Annotated in this window: 11 protein-coding genes and 1 pseudogene; 10 read left to right on the top strand and 2 right to left on the bottom strand. The window is 72.6% G+C overall.

The genetic code is table 11. The features are described from left to right. The 6 genes and pseudogenes from FMEAI12_RS36470 to FMEAI12_RS02970 all read left to right on the top strand — a co-directional run. Nucleotides 1-2,184: pseudogene (locus FMEAI12_RS36470) on the top strand (hypothetical protein); the annotation flags it as partial. Beyond that, on the top strand, nt 2,181-2,618 hold the full coding sequence (locus FMEAI12_RS02990; protein WP_071064984.1) for a DUF6112 family protein: 438 nt from the start codon (nt 2,181-2,183) through the stop codon (nt 2,616-2,618). The pseudogene FMEAI12_RS36470 and the gene FMEAI12_RS02990, both read left to right, overlap by 4 nt. Nucleotides 2,619-2,690: 72 nt before the next feature. Beyond that, entirely contained in the window at nt 2,691-3,479 is a 789-nt protein-coding gene (locus FMEAI12_RS02985; RefSeq protein WP_112104888.1) for a hypothetical protein, read from the top strand. Continuing rightward, complete coding sequence (locus tag FMEAI12_RS02980) at nt 3,476-4,915, top strand: hypothetical protein (protein ID WP_200835170.1); 1,440 nt, start codon at nt 3,476-3,478, stop codon at nt 4,913-4,915. Before FMEAI12_RS02985 ends, FMEAI12_RS02980 begins: the two co-directional genes overlap by 4 nt. A gap of 7 nt (nt 4,916-4,922) precedes the next feature. Continuing rightward, on the top strand, nt 4,923-6,425 hold the full coding sequence (locus tag FMEAI12_RS02975) for an SCO6880 family protein (protein ID WP_112104893.1): 1,503 nt from the start codon (nt 4,923-4,925) through the stop codon (nt 6,423-6,425). Continuing rightward, nucleotides 6,422-8,497 (top strand): conjugal transfer protein TraC, encoded by a 2,076-nt coding sequence (locus FMEAI12_RS02970; protein WP_112104886.1) that lies wholly within the window; start codon nt 6,422-6,424, stop codon nt 8,495-8,497. Before FMEAI12_RS02975 ends, FMEAI12_RS02970 begins: the two co-directional genes overlap by 4 nt. 103 nt (nt 8,498-8,600) lie before the next feature. Here FMEAI12_RS02970 and FMEAI12_RS02965 read toward each other — a convergent pair whose 3' ends face one another. Next, nucleotides 8,601-9,392, bottom strand: coding sequence for a nuclease-related domain-containing protein (locus FMEAI12_RS02965; protein WP_020464673.1), 792 nt, complete (start codon nt 9,390-9,392; stop codon nt 8,601-8,603). 391 nt (nt 9,393-9,783) lie between these two features. On the opposite strand from FMEAI12_RS02965, the gene egtA reads away from it, so the two are divergent. The 4 genes from egtA (at nt 9,784) to FMEAI12_RS02945 (ending at nt 14,978) form a co-directional block, all read left to right on the top strand. Next, the gene (gene egtA, locus FMEAI12_RS02960; RefSeq protein ID WP_235013632.1) at nt 9,784-11,400 is read left to right on the top strand and encodes an ergothioneine biosynthesis glutamate--cysteine ligase EgtA; all 1,617 of its coding nucleotides are present in this window, start codon (nt 9,784-9,786) and stop codon (nt 11,398-11,400) included. 137 nt (nt 11,401-11,537) lie between these two features. Continuing rightward, nucleotides 11,538-12,959, top strand: a complete 1,422-nt coding sequence (locus FMEAI12_RS02955) for an ergothioneine biosynthesis protein EgtB (RefSeq protein WP_368672049.1) — start codon at nt 11,538-11,540, stop codon at nt 12,957-12,959. Between the two features lie 53 nt (nt 12,960-13,012). After that, a complete protein-coding gene (gene egtC, locus FMEAI12_RS02950; RefSeq protein WP_112104885.1) occupies nt 13,013-13,756 on the top strand; it encodes an ergothioneine biosynthesis protein EgtC in 744 nt (247 codons plus the stop codon). 43 nt (nt 13,757-13,799) lie between these two features. Continuing rightward, on the top strand, nt 13,800-14,978 hold the full coding sequence (locus tag FMEAI12_RS02945) for an L-histidine N(alpha)-methyltransferase (RefSeq protein ID WP_112104884.1): 1,179 nt from the start codon (nt 13,800-13,802) through the stop codon (nt 14,976-14,978). Between the two features lie 87 nt (nt 14,979-15,065). Here the strand turns inward: FMEAI12_RS02945 and FMEAI12_RS02940 are convergent. Beyond that, nucleotides 15,066-16,130 (bottom strand): family 16 glycosylhydrolase (locus tag FMEAI12_RS02940; protein ID WP_368672048.1); only part of this gene is annotated, 1,065 nt, incomplete at its 5' end.

Here is a 16,130-nt window from a genome sequence, read left to right as displayed (position 1 = left end):
GGATCGACCGCATGGCCCGCCCCGGCCACGGGATCGCCACAGGCGGACCACCCGGCGGCGGGTTCACCACCGGCTGGTCCCGCGTCCGGTGGCTCGTTCGGCGAGCCCACGCCGGGCATGGGGCCAGGGCCGTTCGACGCGCCCACGGGTCTGCACCCCGCCGACGCCTTCCACGCCCCGGATGCCTTCCGTTCGCCCGAGACCACCGGCGCGCCCGGGGCGCCCGACCCGCGCCACCCATCCGACGCGCAAGGGCCGTATGACCGGTCCGAGCCGCTCGCGCCCGGCGAGGCAGCTGGCTCGCCGGCCCCGGCGTGGCCCTCTCAGGGCTACGGGCAGGCCGACGTCCCGCTGGTGGATCCGTCGCTCGGTGGCCCCCCGGTGGAGCTTGGTGGTCTCCCCATGGAGCTCGGTGGTCTCCCGATGGAAAGCCGCTCGCCGAGCGGCGACCAGCCGGGCAGCGGGTCCTACTACGACCCCTGGGCCCCCCATCCGGCGCCGGATGCCGGGAACGACGAGTCAACCGGTGCTCCCGTGTGGGGCGCCGTCGACGCCTGGCAGGAGGCCGGCGAACCGGTCAGCCTCGGGGAGCCCGCCCAGCCGGGCGAGGCGGCCCCGCCCGGCGATCCCGCAAGCGGCAGCGGCCCGGCCGAGCGCACCCGGCGGGGCGCGGCGGCCGGCGAGACCGAGACCGAGACCGAGACCGACGATTCGGCCGCGGCCGGAAGCCCGTCAACAGGCGGAGCGCCGCCCGCCGACGAGGCCGCGTCCACGGACGCGGCCTGGGCTGGTCACGGCGTCGCGGCACCCGAGCGGACGTCCGACGTGCTCCCGCGGCCCTCGACCGAGCTGGTTCCCGCCGGTCACCTCCCGAGGCCGGGCACCGGCGCCGACCGCGCGCCGGCACTGACCGACCAGGGCCCAGGCCAGGGCCTGTGGCCCTGGCAGGAGCCCTGGGCCGACCTCGACGACCTCGAGCCATGGGAGGAGATCCCGCTACGGATCACTCTCTCGGACCGGGCCGCGGTGGCCCTGCCGGGCTCGTGGCGGATCGCCGTGACCTCCCTGTTCCCCTACTCCGGCACCACCACGTTGGCCGGGGTCGTCGGACTTACCCTGGCCGGTGTGCGTGCCGAGCCGGTGCTCGCGATCGATCTCTACCCCGGGGCCGCCACGCCCGGTTTCGTGCCGCCCACCTCGTCGGAGAGCGCCGAGATCGACGAGTCGCGGGGCGACAACCTGGTCGCGCGGGTCGGCAGCCGAGGCACCACCACGGTTGCGGACATCGCCCGCCGGCGCCGCTCCACCGCCAAGGCGACGCCCGACGAGCTGCGCTCGCTCGTCGGCGCGCGGCGGTCCGGCAGCGTCTTCGACCTTGACGTGCTGCCGGTCGACCGCCCGGTCGGCGACGAGGAGACCACGAACGCGCTGGTGCCGGTCGACGAGCCGATCACCCCGGCCATGCTGCGCTCCGCCCTGGGGGCGCTCGGTCACGCGTACCCGCTGATCCTGATGGACGCCCCCGCGACCGCACCGCTGACCCCGGAAGCGATCCGCGCCGCCGATGTGATCCTCCTCGTGACCCTCGCGACCGCGTCCGACCTCGAGGCCACCCTCGCTGACCTGCGCGATCCCCAGGGCTCACTCGCGGAGGTCGGCGTGAGCGCGCGGGAGCGCACCCCGTCAGGCCAGGGCCCTGGCCACCCGCCGCACGAGCGGACGGGTCCCGCGGTGATCGCGGCCGTCGTGTCGCCCCGCCGCGGCCGCCCGTCACCACGCACACGCACCGCCACGGCGCGGCTGGCCCGCCACGTCGACGGCATCGTGCGGGTCCCGTACGACCCGCGGCTCGACCCGAGCAGGGGGACCCCGGTCCGCATCCCGCGGCTGCGGTGGGCGACCAGGAGGTCCTACCTCCGGCTGGCGGCCGAGACCGTCGACGCGCTCGCCGGCATCGCCAACGCTGATGTCGGGACACCGGCCGGCGGAGAACATCCCTCCTTTCAACCGCAGTTCGAACGACCGATACGCACCGCTCCGGTGTTGCCACGCAACGCCGATACTGATCACGCAGAGGTGTCGGGCGTATCATTTGGCGACCTGCGGCACGGAAGCACACCCACGCGGGTGTCCGGGCCGGATCGTCCGGGCGGCCAACCGCCCGCAGGAAGGGAACCACGATGATCGTCGATGCAGCCGCGGCCTCGGCAGCGGCCATTCTGGCCGTGGAGGTCAACCCGGACGACTCGAAGGCGCCCGGCATCAACGCCTTGAAAGACCTGGTCAACGGACTTGCGGCCTACGCCGTGATCGCCGCCGTGGCCGCCGTGCTCCTCGGCGGAATCGCGTGGGCGCTCGGCGAGCGCATGGGCCTCGACCGCGCCTCGATGGTGGGTAAGAGCGGCGTACTGGCCGGCTTCGGCCTGGCGTTCCTGGTGGGCGCCGCCGCTGCCTTCGTCAACTTTTTCCTGGCGACGGGCGCCTCGGCATCCAACAGCACCGACGATACGAACGGCATGCGCCCACCCGCCGTGGTCCAGACTGTTGCCCCCCAGCCCGCCGAAGACGTCGTCGATGACCCCGACGTGGTCCATGAGCTGCCGTCCACAGGCTTCTAAGCGGTTCCGGGGGTATCTGGGCCCCGACATTGCGATGATGACCCTGCCGGCACGGGAGGGGAGTAGGCGTTGGTGAGCCTGGCAGAGTGGGCGATCAGGCGCCTGATCATCGTCATCGTCGCGACAGCCACGGTGAGCGCGATCGGGGCCGGAGCGCTCGGCTTCTTCATGGGACGGAATTCATCGGACGACGGTCCCAAGGCCTCGGCCGACCCGGAGCCCGTCTCCGACGTGCCCACCGAGGCGCCCCCGACCGGGACGCCTGCCGTGGTGGTGCCGCCGAGCAGCGAGGCGACCGCGGCGCCCGCGGCCGGCGACAGCCCGATCGGAGCACCCACCCGGGTCAACCAGTTCGGCGTGCCCGTCGGCTACCCACACACAGAAGCCGGCGCAATAAGCGCCTGCGGAAACTACTTCACCGCATACAACACGCCCACTAACCGGACAACCGATAGAATTCACGAATTCTTTCGCTCAATTTCGATTCCCACGTCAGCAGATATGCTTGCAAATGGAATACTGGAAGTCGACCGTGCTAACGCCGCGGCGCTAGGTGTTCCTTCTATTCAGGATCCCAGCGTCAACTTCGATGCTCGACCCATCGGATATCAGGTCGAATCCAGCTCGGAGTCTGAGGTAAAAATTCTCGTCTGGGCCACAATTTCATTTGGGGTGTACGACTCGACGGATCCCAATAAACAAGCACAAAGCCGCTGGGGATCCGACCGATGCCAGCTTAGCTGGGATCAAGATGACTGGAAGCTACTTAACGCAGATGACGGCCCAGACGGACCGCTTCTTCGCAGCCGCTCTGCAGGGGAGTACAGGAATTTCATAATGGCTGGAGGTCCTAAAGAATGACTGGCACACCGACCTCCGGACCAGACGATACTATCGTCCTCGCCTGGACCCCTCTATCGCCTCTCCAGGATCTAGCTGGTGGTGCGGCTGACGAGTTTTTGAGTTCGGTTGGTAAAGCCTTCTGTAACATGGCGGCCGACCTGTCGTCGTCTGTCTTCAGCTTTGCGGCGCAGAAGACAGCGGTCGACCTGAACGCGCAATATGTCGTCGACAACTACAACATCGTCTTCGGCATGTCGGTGCTGATCGTCACCGGGCTCTTCCTCTGTTCCTGCACCGTGGCGGCCCTGCGGGGCGATCCGCACGTGTTCGTCCGGGCCCTCGCCACAACCGGCACGGCGATCATCGGGTCGTTCATCGCCCTGACGCTGCTGCAGATGGTCCTCGCCGCCTCGGACGGCATGGCGGATGCGTTCGGCGACAACAAGGCGCTGGGCGCCGACCTGGTCGGGCAGCTGCGACAACTACCCGAACAGGGCAATTTCGCCCTCGACCTGGTGCTGTCGCTGCTCGTGGCGATCTTCTCGTTCGCGCTGTTCGTGGTGCTCTACATCCGCAAGGTCGCGATCATCGTCGTGGCCGTGTTCATCCCGCTGTACCTGGCGGGCCAGCCGACGATGACGACGAGTGCCTGGATGAAGCGGGCCACCGAGATGCTGGTGGCGCTGATTTTTGCGAAGCCGGTGATCTACGCAATATTTGCCCTCGGGGCGGGCATCGCCCAGGATCCCAGTGGATCGGCCGTTGACCAGACGCTGAGCATTCTCAGTGGTGTCGTTGTGATGATCGCGGCGGTGTTCTCGCCGTTCATGCTGATGCACCTGCTCGGGTTCGCCGACGTCCAGCTCATGCGCGCGGTCGGATCGGCCGGGCGCCGCAGCGCCGCATCGTTCGGGCACGGAGCGGGTGCTCTGCTCGGTTCCTCGTCCCGGGAGACGTTCCGTGGGATCGGCTCGCGTCTGCAGACCCGGAACCGGGGAATGCTCGGCGACGCCGGTGCCATCGCGGGCGCCGGTGTGCCGACGGCCCGCCCGAGTGTTCGCCCGGGTCGCGGTGGCGTCGGCTCCCCGCTCGGAGTTCCGGCCCGGGCCGCCGCGGGGGCGGCTGGCGGAACCGCCGGAACCGCGGCGGTCCGCGGCGTTCGTGCCAGGGTCACCCGCTCGGGCGCGGCCCCGGCTGTGGCCGGCGGCCGCGAGGCGGCGTCCAGCGGCACGCGGGCGACCGCTTCGGTCCGGGCTACGTCCACCGCGCGGCCCCAGACAGCGCGGGCGATCACGTCAGGTGGCGGCGGCGCGGCCCGTCCGGGCACGTCAGGCGGCGGGCGCAGTACCGCGTCCGCGCCGAGCGGATCGGCGGGCGCCTCGGCCGGCAGGCCCCCGGTGACGCCGTCACCACAGCCGCGGGTCACCCCGCCGGCGCGTACCGGGGGTGGGTGAGCAGCTCATGGCCGCTGAACGCAGCTACCGCTTCGGGCCGCTGGAACGCGGCGGTGTGCTCCTCGGCATGCGCTGGCCTCAGCTCGCGCTCCTGATCGGCGTGATGCTCTGTGTGCTGGGAGCGCTGCGTTCGCCGTTGGTATTCGTGCCCGTGTGGCTGCTGCTTGCCGCGGGGTTCGCCTTCGTCGCGTTCGTCCGGGTGGAGGATCGTAACCTCGACCAGTGGGTGCCGATCGTGTTCGGCTTCACGATGCAGAAGGTGACGGGCGAGACGGTGTTCCGTGGAGGGTTCTTCCGGCTCGGTCCCGGCGACGACCGGATCACCAGGACGGTCCTGCCAGGGCCGCTGTCGACCCTGGTCATGTTGTCGGTTCCGGTCGGTGGCAGCCGGTACGTGGCTGTCGTCAAGGACGTGAAGAAGCAGACCTACACCGCTGTCCTCCAGGTGAAGGGCAGCCAGTTCGCGCTGCTTGAGTCCGGGGACCAGCAGGCCCGGGTGGATGCCTGGGGCGAACTGCTGGCCGGTCTCACCGGTGGTGGCGGCAAGCTGTCCCGCATCCAGTGGCTGGAGCGGACGCTGCCGGACTCGGGCGACCAGCTCCAGCGGCACTGGCGGGTGCGCGGTCATCACGACGACTCGTGGGCGTCGCAGGCGTACGAGCAGGTCATCGACGCGGCCGGGCCGGTGGCGCAGCGGCACGAGACCTACCTTTCCTTCCAGCTCCGGGCGAAGGACGCCCGCCGGGCGATCCAACGCGCCGGCGGCGGCGACCAGGCCGCGTGCGCCGTCCTGCTCGGTGAGCTGCGGACGATGGAGGCGGCACTCGCCAGGGCGTCGATCAGCACCGTCGGCTGGCTGCCACCGCGGGCGCTGGCCGCGGTCATCCGCACCACCTACGACCCGTACTCGATCGAGATGATCGATGCGCGGGGTGGGGCGAGCACCGACCTCGCGGGTGGGCTGAAGGGCCTGCCGTCCGGCATCGACCCGGCGATCGCCGGCCCGGTCCGGACGGTCAACGCCTGGGACCACTACCGCACCGACTCCGGCTTCCACACCACGTACTGGATCAACGGCTGGCCCCGGGTTCCCTCACCGGCAGCCTTCCTCGCGCCGCTGCTGATGGAGACCACGTGCCGGCGCACGGTGTCGCTCGTCGTGGAGCCGCTGCCCGGCAGGAAGGCGGAGAAGGCGGTCAACCGGCGCCGGATGGCGCACCTCGGTGAGCAGCAGATGCGGGACAAGGTCGGCAAGGTCACGACCCAGCGGGATGTGGCCGAGGCCGACGAGGTCGAACGCCGTGAGCAGGAGCTGATCGCGGGCTTCGGCGCCTTCCGGTTCCACGGGTTCGTCACCGTCTCCGCCGACGACCTCGAGTCGCTCGCGGACGCCTGCGGTGAGGCCGAGACCCTGGCCTCGCGCAGCCGCCTCGAAATGGTCCGTCTCGTCGGCGAGCAGGACCAGGGCTTCAGCGTCGGCGCGCTGCCGCTCGCCGTGGGGGTTGCGTGACCTCCCGCCCGCCCGCGGTGGGGGGCGACGCCGCCTGGGGCGACCCGATCCGCTACGACGCCCCTGGTAGCGGCACCGGCGCGAGCGACGACTACCACGCGGACTACGAGTACGACTACGACGACGCCGACCAGATCGACCCGGGCCATGATCCCGGCCGCGACGCCGACGGGTTCGTTGACCTCGGCGGCAGCCCGCGCACCCGCCGCCGGGGCGCGAAGGCCGCGGCGGCGCACGACCGCCGGTCGCGGCGAGCCGAGCGGGCCGCGGCCAACGCCGAACGGGCCGCGATGCGCCGCGCGCAGGCCGCCCTGCGCCGCGGCGCGCAGCCCCCGAAGCTGCTCGGCCCGTTCGCCGGACGGGCTTATCACAAGCTGCGCCTACCAGCCCATATGGAGACCACGGCCCAGATCGCCGGGATCTATCCGTTCGTCGTCGACTCCGGGCTCGACGCGCCCGGCATGTACATCGGCCGGCATGTCTGGTCGGGCAACTCGTTCGACTTCGATGTCTTCGAGCTCTACCGGCAGCAGGTGATCGAGAACCCGAACTTCGCGGTGTTCGGGGCCGTCGGCTCCCGCAAGTCCGCGCTGCTGAAGACGCTGATCTCGCGGGGTTCGGCCTTCGGGTACCAGGCCGCTGTCCCCTGTGACCCGAAGGGTGAGTACACCCGGCTCGCGCGCCGGCTCGGCTGCGAGCCGACATACATCGGGCCCGGCATGTCCACCCGGCTCAACCCGCTGGACGCCCCTCCGCGCCCGCGCGGCATCGCGGACGCCGACTGGGCGCGCGAGGTGAAGCGGGCGCGTTCGTCCCTGCTCTCGTCACTGATCGAGACCGCGAAGGGGGTACCGCTCACCCCGGCCGAGCACACCGCCGTCGATCTCGCGCTGGACGTCGTCACCCGGCAGATCACCGGCGCGACACCGGACCGCTGGGCCACCCCTCTGCTCCCACACGTCCTCGAGGCGATGACCGACCCGAGCGAGGAGGACTGCTCGGCGCTGCCGATGACGGCCACCGAGCTGCGCGACGCGTCCAGAGACGCGACGCTGACCCTGCGCCGGCTCACGCACGGTGCTCTCGGTGGTCTCTTCGACGGCCCGACGACGTCCCCGTTGGACTTCGACCGGCCGATCGCGGTGCTGAACCTGGAGCGGGTCCAGGGCAGCGACGAGATGATCGCGCTGATCATGACCTGTGCGCAGGCATGGATGGAAGCCGCGCTGATGCGCCAGGACGGCGTGCAGCGCTACGTGGTCTACGACGAGTGCTGGCGGCTGATGCGCTTCGCCGGGCTGGTCCGCCGGCTGTCGGCCCAGCAGAAGCTGGCGCGTCAGTGGGGCTGTGCCAACGCGATCGTGGCGCACCGCATCTCCGACCTGCTCTCCGCCTCCCCCGACTCGGTGGAGATCGCCAAGGGCCTGCTCGCCGAGACCGCGATCCGCATCCTGTACAAGCAGGCGTCCGACCAGATCGCGGACACCCAGGAGGCCCTCGGGCTCACGGACGTGGCCGCCGACCTGCTCCCCCGCCTGGACCCGGGCTACGCGCTGTGGCTGATCCAGAACCGCGCCTTCTACGTCGAGCACGTCGTCGGCGACCTGGAGATCCCGGTCGTCCTCAACGGCTCGAAGATGCACGGCGAGATCGACGACACCAACCTCGTGCCGGACGACCTGGACCCCAGCGAGCTCGACCCGCCCGAGCTCACCCCCCGCGCGTGGACCGACCCCCCGGGGCCACCGGCCTTCGTGCGGCGGGCCGCCGCCCCGGCGCTGGAGACCGGACATCCGCTGGGAGACCCGCCGCCGGGCACGCCCGCCGGCGACCGGTCCGGCCCGGGCAGCGGTCACCACGACGGTGGCTACCACGACAGTGGCTACGGGTATGGGCACGACCCGGCGGAGGAGGTCGAGGAGAACCTCGTCGCCGAGCAGCCGCACTGGTCCGCGCCCCCGCTCGCCGGGGACGGCTTCCACCACATCCAGGTGGGCGATCCGCACATCATCGACTCGCCGCCGCACCACGGCCGCGGCGGTCGCACGAGCGGGCCCGACACCGCCGGCTGAACCCGGCTGAACCCGGCTCGACGCGCCAGCCGAAGGGCCCGGGCAGACCCGGTCGCGGCGCGACCGGGTGAGCCCGGCGCGCCGCGCCAGAGGCCTGGCGCCGTTACCGGCGCAGCAGGCCGCGCAGCCGCGAGCGGGTCGGCCATGACGGGGGCGGCCCGGCGACCTCGTAGCGAGGGAACACCCGCTCGGCGACGTCGACCAGCATCGCCACATCGATCGGGCGCAGCACCACCCCGGCCGAGAGGATGTAGTCGGCGACTCCGGCCATCGGCAGCAGCAGCACGCCGTCGACCAGGGCCAGGCCGTTCGGCACCTCGGTACGGGCGAAGGCGACGACCGACTGTGCCTCGAGCTGCCATCCGGAGGGGAGCTCGGCGACGAGTTGGCCGGTGGCCTCCTCGCCCATCCAGGCGACCAGGCCGAGCATGGCGCGCAGCGGCACCTTGCCCGCCCACACCCCGGCCGCGTTCTGCCGGATCGGCCCGCGGTGGGCGTCGGTCTCCACCACCCAGGCGCCTGACGGCCCGATGACCAGGTGGTCGATGTTGCCCGCCGAGTCGGCAAGCTGGCGGTCGTGCAGGACGGTGTAGCCCGCGCGGGTGAGGCGGTCCAGCGAGCGGGCGGTACGACGCTCGGCCTCCGCGTCCACCCGCCAGGCCTCGATCTCCGGCGGCACGCGGTAGTGCCGGGCGGCCAGGACACCGAGCACGGCCAGCCCGGTGAGCACCGCGACCTGCGCGACCGTCCCGCCCGCGAGCCCGGCGGCACCGCACACGAGCCCCACGAGCACTGCGGCACCGATGGCGCCCGCCGCCGCAGTGATCATCACCCGTCGTGATCTGTCGCCGCGTTCGGCGGCGTACAACTGTCTTCGGCGCAGGTATTCGGCCATGGCCGACCTACCGGCCGACACGCGATCGGACGTGTCCGCGGTCACCACCTCCCGTCAGGTCTATATCGCCGCCGCGCTTCGGCGGACCGCAGGGGGGTGACTGCGAGTCTGCCGTGCCCTGGTCACCGCGCGCTACCGGGAATCTCCCCCATCAGAGTCACACTTCCATCCAATTCACAACCACAACAGCCCTGAAGCGTGGAATAACCGGAAGAACCACGGAGGTCCCATGTCCCACCTTTGGGGAAGTGGAAGCCATCACCACGGGTTGTGTCGGGTGGGCATCAGCCCACGGCGGCCCCACGAGGGGTAGCCGGGCCGCCGCCGTGGGGAGAACGCCCTCACGACAGGCGCCTTCTGAGGATCGAGGCGCCGAGAGAGGAGCCACTCGATGCCACCCTGCGTGACACCTGAGGCTTCTGGACGCCGACGACGGGGCACGACCGGCGAGGAGGCACCGGCCGCTCGACCCGAGTTGATCAGCGGGACAGATCACACAGCAGATCACACAGAGACCACTGTTCCTACTGCGGCTCCAACCGTGGTTGGAGCCGCGACTCCCATCGCCACCTTCGACGATCTCCTGCGCCTCGCCGCCCGGGACGTGACCCCCGCCGCCCCGGGCTCACCGGCTCCGGGCGCGGCCACGACGAACCGGGTCGGCATCGAGACCGAGTGGTTCGTCGTCGACGTCGCGAACCCGCGCCGGCCCGTCCCCGCGGACGAGACCGCCGCGGCATTGGAGAGCGTCCTCGCCCCCGCTGACCAGGGCCGGCAACCGGACCGAGGCCGGGAGAACGGCCAGGCCCGCGACGGCGGCCCGCCGGGCACCGACTCGGCCCCGCGGCTTCCCGGCGGCAGCCGGCTCACCTTCGAGCCGGGCGGCCAGCTCGAGCTCTCGGGCCTTCCGCTGGACCTGACCGCCGCCGTGGACGCGATGCGCGCCGACCTCACGCTCGTCCGCGGCGCCCTCGCCCGGCGCAGGCTCGGCCTGGTCGGCATGGGTGTCGACCCGCTGCGGACGCCCGTCCGCCACACCACCGCCTCCCGGTACGTGGCCATGGAGCAGCACTTCCTGGCCCGGGACTGCGACGACGGCCGGACGATGATGTGCTCGACCGCCTCCGTCCAGGTCAACCTGGACATCGGCACGGACACGGCGCAGGCCGTCGAGCGTTTCCGGCTCGCGCACGCGCTCGAGCCGGTACTGATCGCCATGTTCGCCGCGTCGCCGCTGGCCCACGGCCGGCAGATCTCCTGGCAGTCGGGTCGCCAGGCGGTCTGGGCCGGTATCGACGCGAGCCGCACCGGGCCGGTCCTGCCCGACCCGGCGGCGCCGGCGACGGCGTGGCTCGCCCAGGCGGGCCTGGGCGGGCGCGGCGACGCCCCCGGCGCGCCGCCCACCGGAGACGCCCAGCCGGCCTGGCTCTGGGCCCGCTACCTGCACGACGCGGACCTCATGATGGTCGGCGAGCCGGACGGGCGGTACCAGCCGGTCCGGAACCGGACGACCTTCGGGGACTGGATGGCCGGGGCGGGGCCGGTGGCACGCCCCCCGACCGCCCAGGACCTCGGCTGGCACGCGACGACGCTGTTCCCGCCCGTCCGGCCACGTGGCTGGCTGGAGCTGCGTTACCTGGACGCTCAGCCGTCCGACCTGTGGCCGGTGGCCGTCGCCGTGCCGGCGGTGCTCCTCGACGAGCCGGCCGCCGCCCGGGCCGCGCTCGCCGCGTGCCTCCCGGTCACCCGGCAGGGGCGGCTGGCGGCCCAGCTCGGCCTGCGGGACCCGGCACTGCACCGTGCGGCGGTGCGGTGCGTCGACCTGGCCCTGGACGCGCTCGCCCGGACGGACGCCGATCCCGGGCTGCGGGCCGCGGTGGAGGCATTCGCCAACCGTTACACGCGGCGGGGGCGCTCCCCGGCCGACGACCTGAACGCGCGTTTCGAGGCGCGCGGGCCGGCTGAGCTGCTGCGCGAGGAGGCGTCCCAGTGCGTTCCAGTCCCTTGACCGGCGACCCGACCACCACCCGTGGCCCCGCCGCCGCGGTGGCGGCCGCCACCGGCCGGGCCGGCGCTCCCGACCCGGCAGCCCCTGCCGGCCCGACGGCCGCTCCTGCCCTCGACGCGGAGGCGCTGGCGGCGGGGTTGGCGGCGGCCCGGGACCGGTCGCTCGCCTACACCGACCTCACCGAGGACGACCTCCTGCGCCAGCACTCGCCACTGATGTCACCGCTGGTCTGGGATCTCGCGCACATCGGCAACTACGAGGAGATCTGGCTGCTGCGCGCCCTGACCGGCGCGGCCGAGCTGCGCCCCGGCCTGGACGACGTCTACGACGCCTTCCGGCACAGCCGGGCCAGCCGGACCGCGCTGCCGCTGCTCGGCCCGGACGAGGCCCGCGCGTACCTGCGGGACGTCCGCGGGCGGGCGATGGACGTCCTGACCGGGCTGGACCCCGACCTGCTGCACGCCCCGGAGACGGCCGGCGAGGCCGCCGGACCCGAGGCCGCGAACGGGAACGAGAACGGGGCCGAGAGCAGGAACGGGGCCGCGAACGGGAACGGTGAGCGGGACGGCGGCGCGGCCGTCCACCGGCGTGCCCGGCTGCTGTCGGGGTCGTTCGTCTACGGCATGGTGATCCAGCACGAGCACCAGCACGACGAGACGATGCTCGCGACGCTGCAGCTGCGCGCGGGCCCGCCCGTCCTGGCCGACCCGCGGCCGGCGCCGCCGTCCCCGGCCGGGCCGGTGGACGAGGCGGCCGAGGTCCTGGTGCCGGCCGGCGAGTTCACCATGGGCACGTCGACCGAGCCGTGGGCGTACGACAACGAGCGGCCGGCGCACCGGGTGTTCCTGCCCGCCTTCCGCCTCGGCCGCTACCCGGTCACCAACCGGGCCCACCTGGCGTTCATCGCGGACGGCGGCTACGCCGACGAGCGGCTCTGGTCCGCCGAGGGCTGGGCGTGGCGCTGCCAGGAGGGCCTGACGGCGCCGCTTTTCTGGTCACGCGACGGCGACGTCTGGACACGCCGCCGATTCGGGCGGGTCGAACCGGTGCCTCTCTACGAGCCCGTGCAGCACGTGTGCTGGTATGAAGCCGAGGCCCACGCCCGCTGGGCCGGACGACGGCTGCCCACGGAGGCCGAGTGGGAGAAGGCGTGTGCGCACGACCCCGTCACCGGGCGTTCACGACGGTATCCATGGGGCGACACCGACCCGACTCCCGAGCTTGCGAACCTGGGGCACCGCACTGCGCGGCCCGCACCGGTGGGCGGCAGGCCGGCCGGCGCGAGCCCGTACGGCGCCGAACAGATGATCGGGGACGTCTGGGAATGGACCGGCGGCGGGTTCACCCCTTATCCGGGCTTCGCGTCGTTCCCGTACCGGGAGTACAGCGAGGTCTTCTATCCTCGCGATGCGGCCCCGGCCCGGTTCCGGGTGCTGCGCGGCGGCTCCTGGGCGACCGATCCCAGCGCCGTCCGCTCCACGTTCCGCAACTGGGACTTTCCGATCCGACGGCAGATCTTCGCCGGGTTCCGGCTCGCCCGCGACGCCGACACCCCCTGACCCCGCCGGGGGCACGGCGCCGAGTCCCGCGCGCAGAAAGGTCACGCCTGCCCGTGTGCCGTCACCTGGCCTGGCTCGGTGCCCCGCGCACGCTCGCGGAGCTGACCCTCGACCGGCCGTCCAGCCTGCTGCGCCAGTCGTGGGCGCCCCGCCGGATGCGGCACGGGAGCGTCAACGCCGACGGCTTCGGTGTCGGCTGGTACGCGCCCGGCCTGCGCCCCGAACCCGCCCGCTACCGGCGCGCGGTGCCGATGTGGACGGACGCCTCCTACAGCTCGTTCGCCGGCGCCGTGACCTCGGGATGTGTGCTTGCCGCGGTGCGCAGCGCCACCGTCGGGATGCCCGTCGAGGAGACCGCGACCGCCCCCTTCGCCGAAGGCCGGCTGCTGCTGAGCCACAACGGGCGGGTGGCCGCCGACGGCGCGCTGCGGGAGCTGGCGGCCCGGCCCGGCGCGCCGGTGCCGGACTCCCGCTGCGACTCGGCCATCGTGGCCGCCCTGCTGTGGGAGAGCGCGTCCCGGTTGCCACTGCCGCGGGCCGTGGCGGACGTCGTCCTGACGCTGGGCGGGCTGCGCGAGCCGGACGGGACGCCGTCCCGGCTGAACCTGCTGGTGACCGACGGCACGCAGCTCGTGGCGAGCACCTGGCGGGACACCCTCAGCTACCGCGAGGAGGTGGACGGGATCGTCGTCGCCAGTGAGCCAGATGATGACGAATCCGGTTGGGTCGACGTACCGGACCAATATCTCCTGGTGGCCGACACACACAAAGTTACTCTTAGTAGTTTGATCTCTTAGAACGACTACGGTGAGTCGTACGAGGCAGACGGAGGGCACCACGATGACATCGAGGACACCGGCTACCGCCCCGGAGACGATTCCCGTGCCCGGCAGGCAGCCGCATCCCGCCACGGCCACCAACGGGTCCGCCCCGTCGGGCAGGCCCGACGAACCCGCCCGAACGGACCAGGCCCCGCAGATCACCGTGGACCGCCACCTCGCCGCCACCGAACGGCACGCCTCGCTCGCCGCGGACGTGCGCGCCGGCCTGACCTCCCGCCCTCGTGAGCTGCCGCCCAAGTGGTTCTACGACGCCACCGGCAGCCTGCTGTTCGACCGGATCACCCGCCTGCCCGAGTACTACCCGACCCGCCGCGAGCACGCGGTGCTCACCGCGCACGCCGCCGAGATCGCCGCCGTCTGCCCGGCCGGCACCCTCATCGAGCTCGGCTCCGGCACCTCGGAGAAGACCCGCCTGCTCCTCGACGCGCTGCGCGCCACCGGGGTGCTACGCCGCTTCGTCCCCTTCGACGTGGACGAGGAGACCCTGCTCCAGGCCGGACAGGACATCCTGCGGGCGTATCCGGGAATCTCGGTGCACGCGGTGGTCGGGGATTTCGAGCGCCACCTCGGCCTTCTCCCCGGCGCCCGGCCCGCCGCGGACACGGGCGCGGCGGCGGGCGCCGGCGCTGCCGGTGCTGATGGCGGCCACGGTGAAGGCCGCAGCGACCGGCGGCTTGTGGCCTTCCTCGGCGGAACCATCGGCAACCTGCGGCCCGCGGCGCGCGCCGCCTTCCTGCGCGCCCTGAGCGACCAGTTCGCCGACGGCGACGCCCTGCTCCTCGGCGCCGACCTGGTGAAGGACCCGCGACGCCTCGTCGCGGCCTACGACGACAGCGCCGGCGTGACAGCCGCCTTCAACCGCAACGTTCTCTCGGTGATCAACCGGGAGCTGGGGGCCGACTTCGACCTGCGCGGGTTCGCCCACGTCGCCGCCTGGGACGCGGAGAACTCCTGGATCGAGATGCGCCTGCGCAGCGTCCGCGAGCAGGAGGTCGGGGTCCGCGCCCTGAATCTGGTCGCCCGCTTCGACGCCGACGAGCAGATGCGCACCGAGATCAGCGCCAAGTTCACTCTCGACTCGATCGCCGCCGAGCTGGCCGCGGCCGGACTCTCCGTCAGCCACCAGTGGACGGACCCGGACGGCGACTTCGCCCTGACCCTGGCCGTCCCCTCCTGATCCGACCGGGCCGACCGCGCCGAGGCGCGGCGGCCGGAGCCTGCGCGGTGGCATCAGGGCGGCTGGGGTGCCAGGGCAGTCGGAGTATCACGGCTTGGCGACGTAGACCCGCAGGTAGTCGACCGCCATCCACTGCGGGTAGTCAGCGGCCGAGGCACTCGCGCCCTCCGAGTTCACCGCGACGTTGAGGATCACGTAGTGCTCCCGGTCCCACAGCCAGACCGGCACCTGATCACGGGTGACGGTGCGGATGAGCCGGCCGTCGAAGTAGAACCGCAGCGCGGACGGCGTCCACTCCAGGCCGTAGGTGTGGAAGGCCGCCGCGAGGTCGGCCCCGGCGTCGTACATCCCGCCGTTGCCCCAGGTGGCCTGCCAGTGAGCGCCGGCGGTGTCCACGCCGTGGACGTTCGTGTGCACGGTCGTGGGCGCCGTCGAGACCGCCTCGACGACGTCCAGCTCGCCGCTCGCCGGCCAGCCGACGGCCGGCATGTCGGAGCCGAGGAGCCACACCGCCGGGAAGGCGCCGCGGCCGGTAGGCAGCACGGCCCGGGTCTCCAGGTAGCCGTAGCGCATGGTTCGCCTGCCGAGCGTCTCGATTCGCGCGGAGGAGAAGCCCGCGCCGTCGCAGGACGGCTCCCTGCGCGCGGTGATCACGAGGTGGCCGCGGCCGTCGGTCGCCAGGTTCCGCGGGTCGCGGGTGTAGCACTGCATCTCCCGGTCGCCCCAGCCGGAGCCGGTCTGGGTGATCCAGGTGTCCGGGTCCGGGGCCGCGCCCGCCGCGCCGCCGAACTCGTCCGACCACAGCAGGCCCGCGCCGTCATCGCCCCCGGAGACCGGTGCGGAGCTGGTCGAGGCGCTCTTCGAGGGCGTCATCGCCCGCTCGACGGCGGGCTGGGGCGTGCTGGTGGCCGCGCCCCCCGGCGCCGCGGGCACCGCGCCTGCCACGCCTGATCCCGGGATCTGGGGCTCCCGCCCACCCGTGGTGCCCGTGGCCTGGCCACCTCCCGCCGTGCCCTGCTCCGTGCCACCTGCCGTGCCCTGCACCGAGCCGCCTGACGAGCCACCCGCCAGGACACGACCGGACGTCGCCCCCTCCTGGCCGCCGGACGCCGACCCTTCCGGAAGGGTCCCCGCTGGAGCCGAGCCCACTTC

The organism is Parafrankia sp. Ea1.12 (genome assembly GCF_900465275.1).
Taxonomy (GTDB): Bacteria; Actinomycetota; Actinomycetes; order Frankiales; family Frankiaceae; genus Parafrankia; species Parafrankia soli.
Note: the sequence above shows the minus strand (reverse complement) of the source record. Positions and strands in the feature narration are given on the sequence as shown.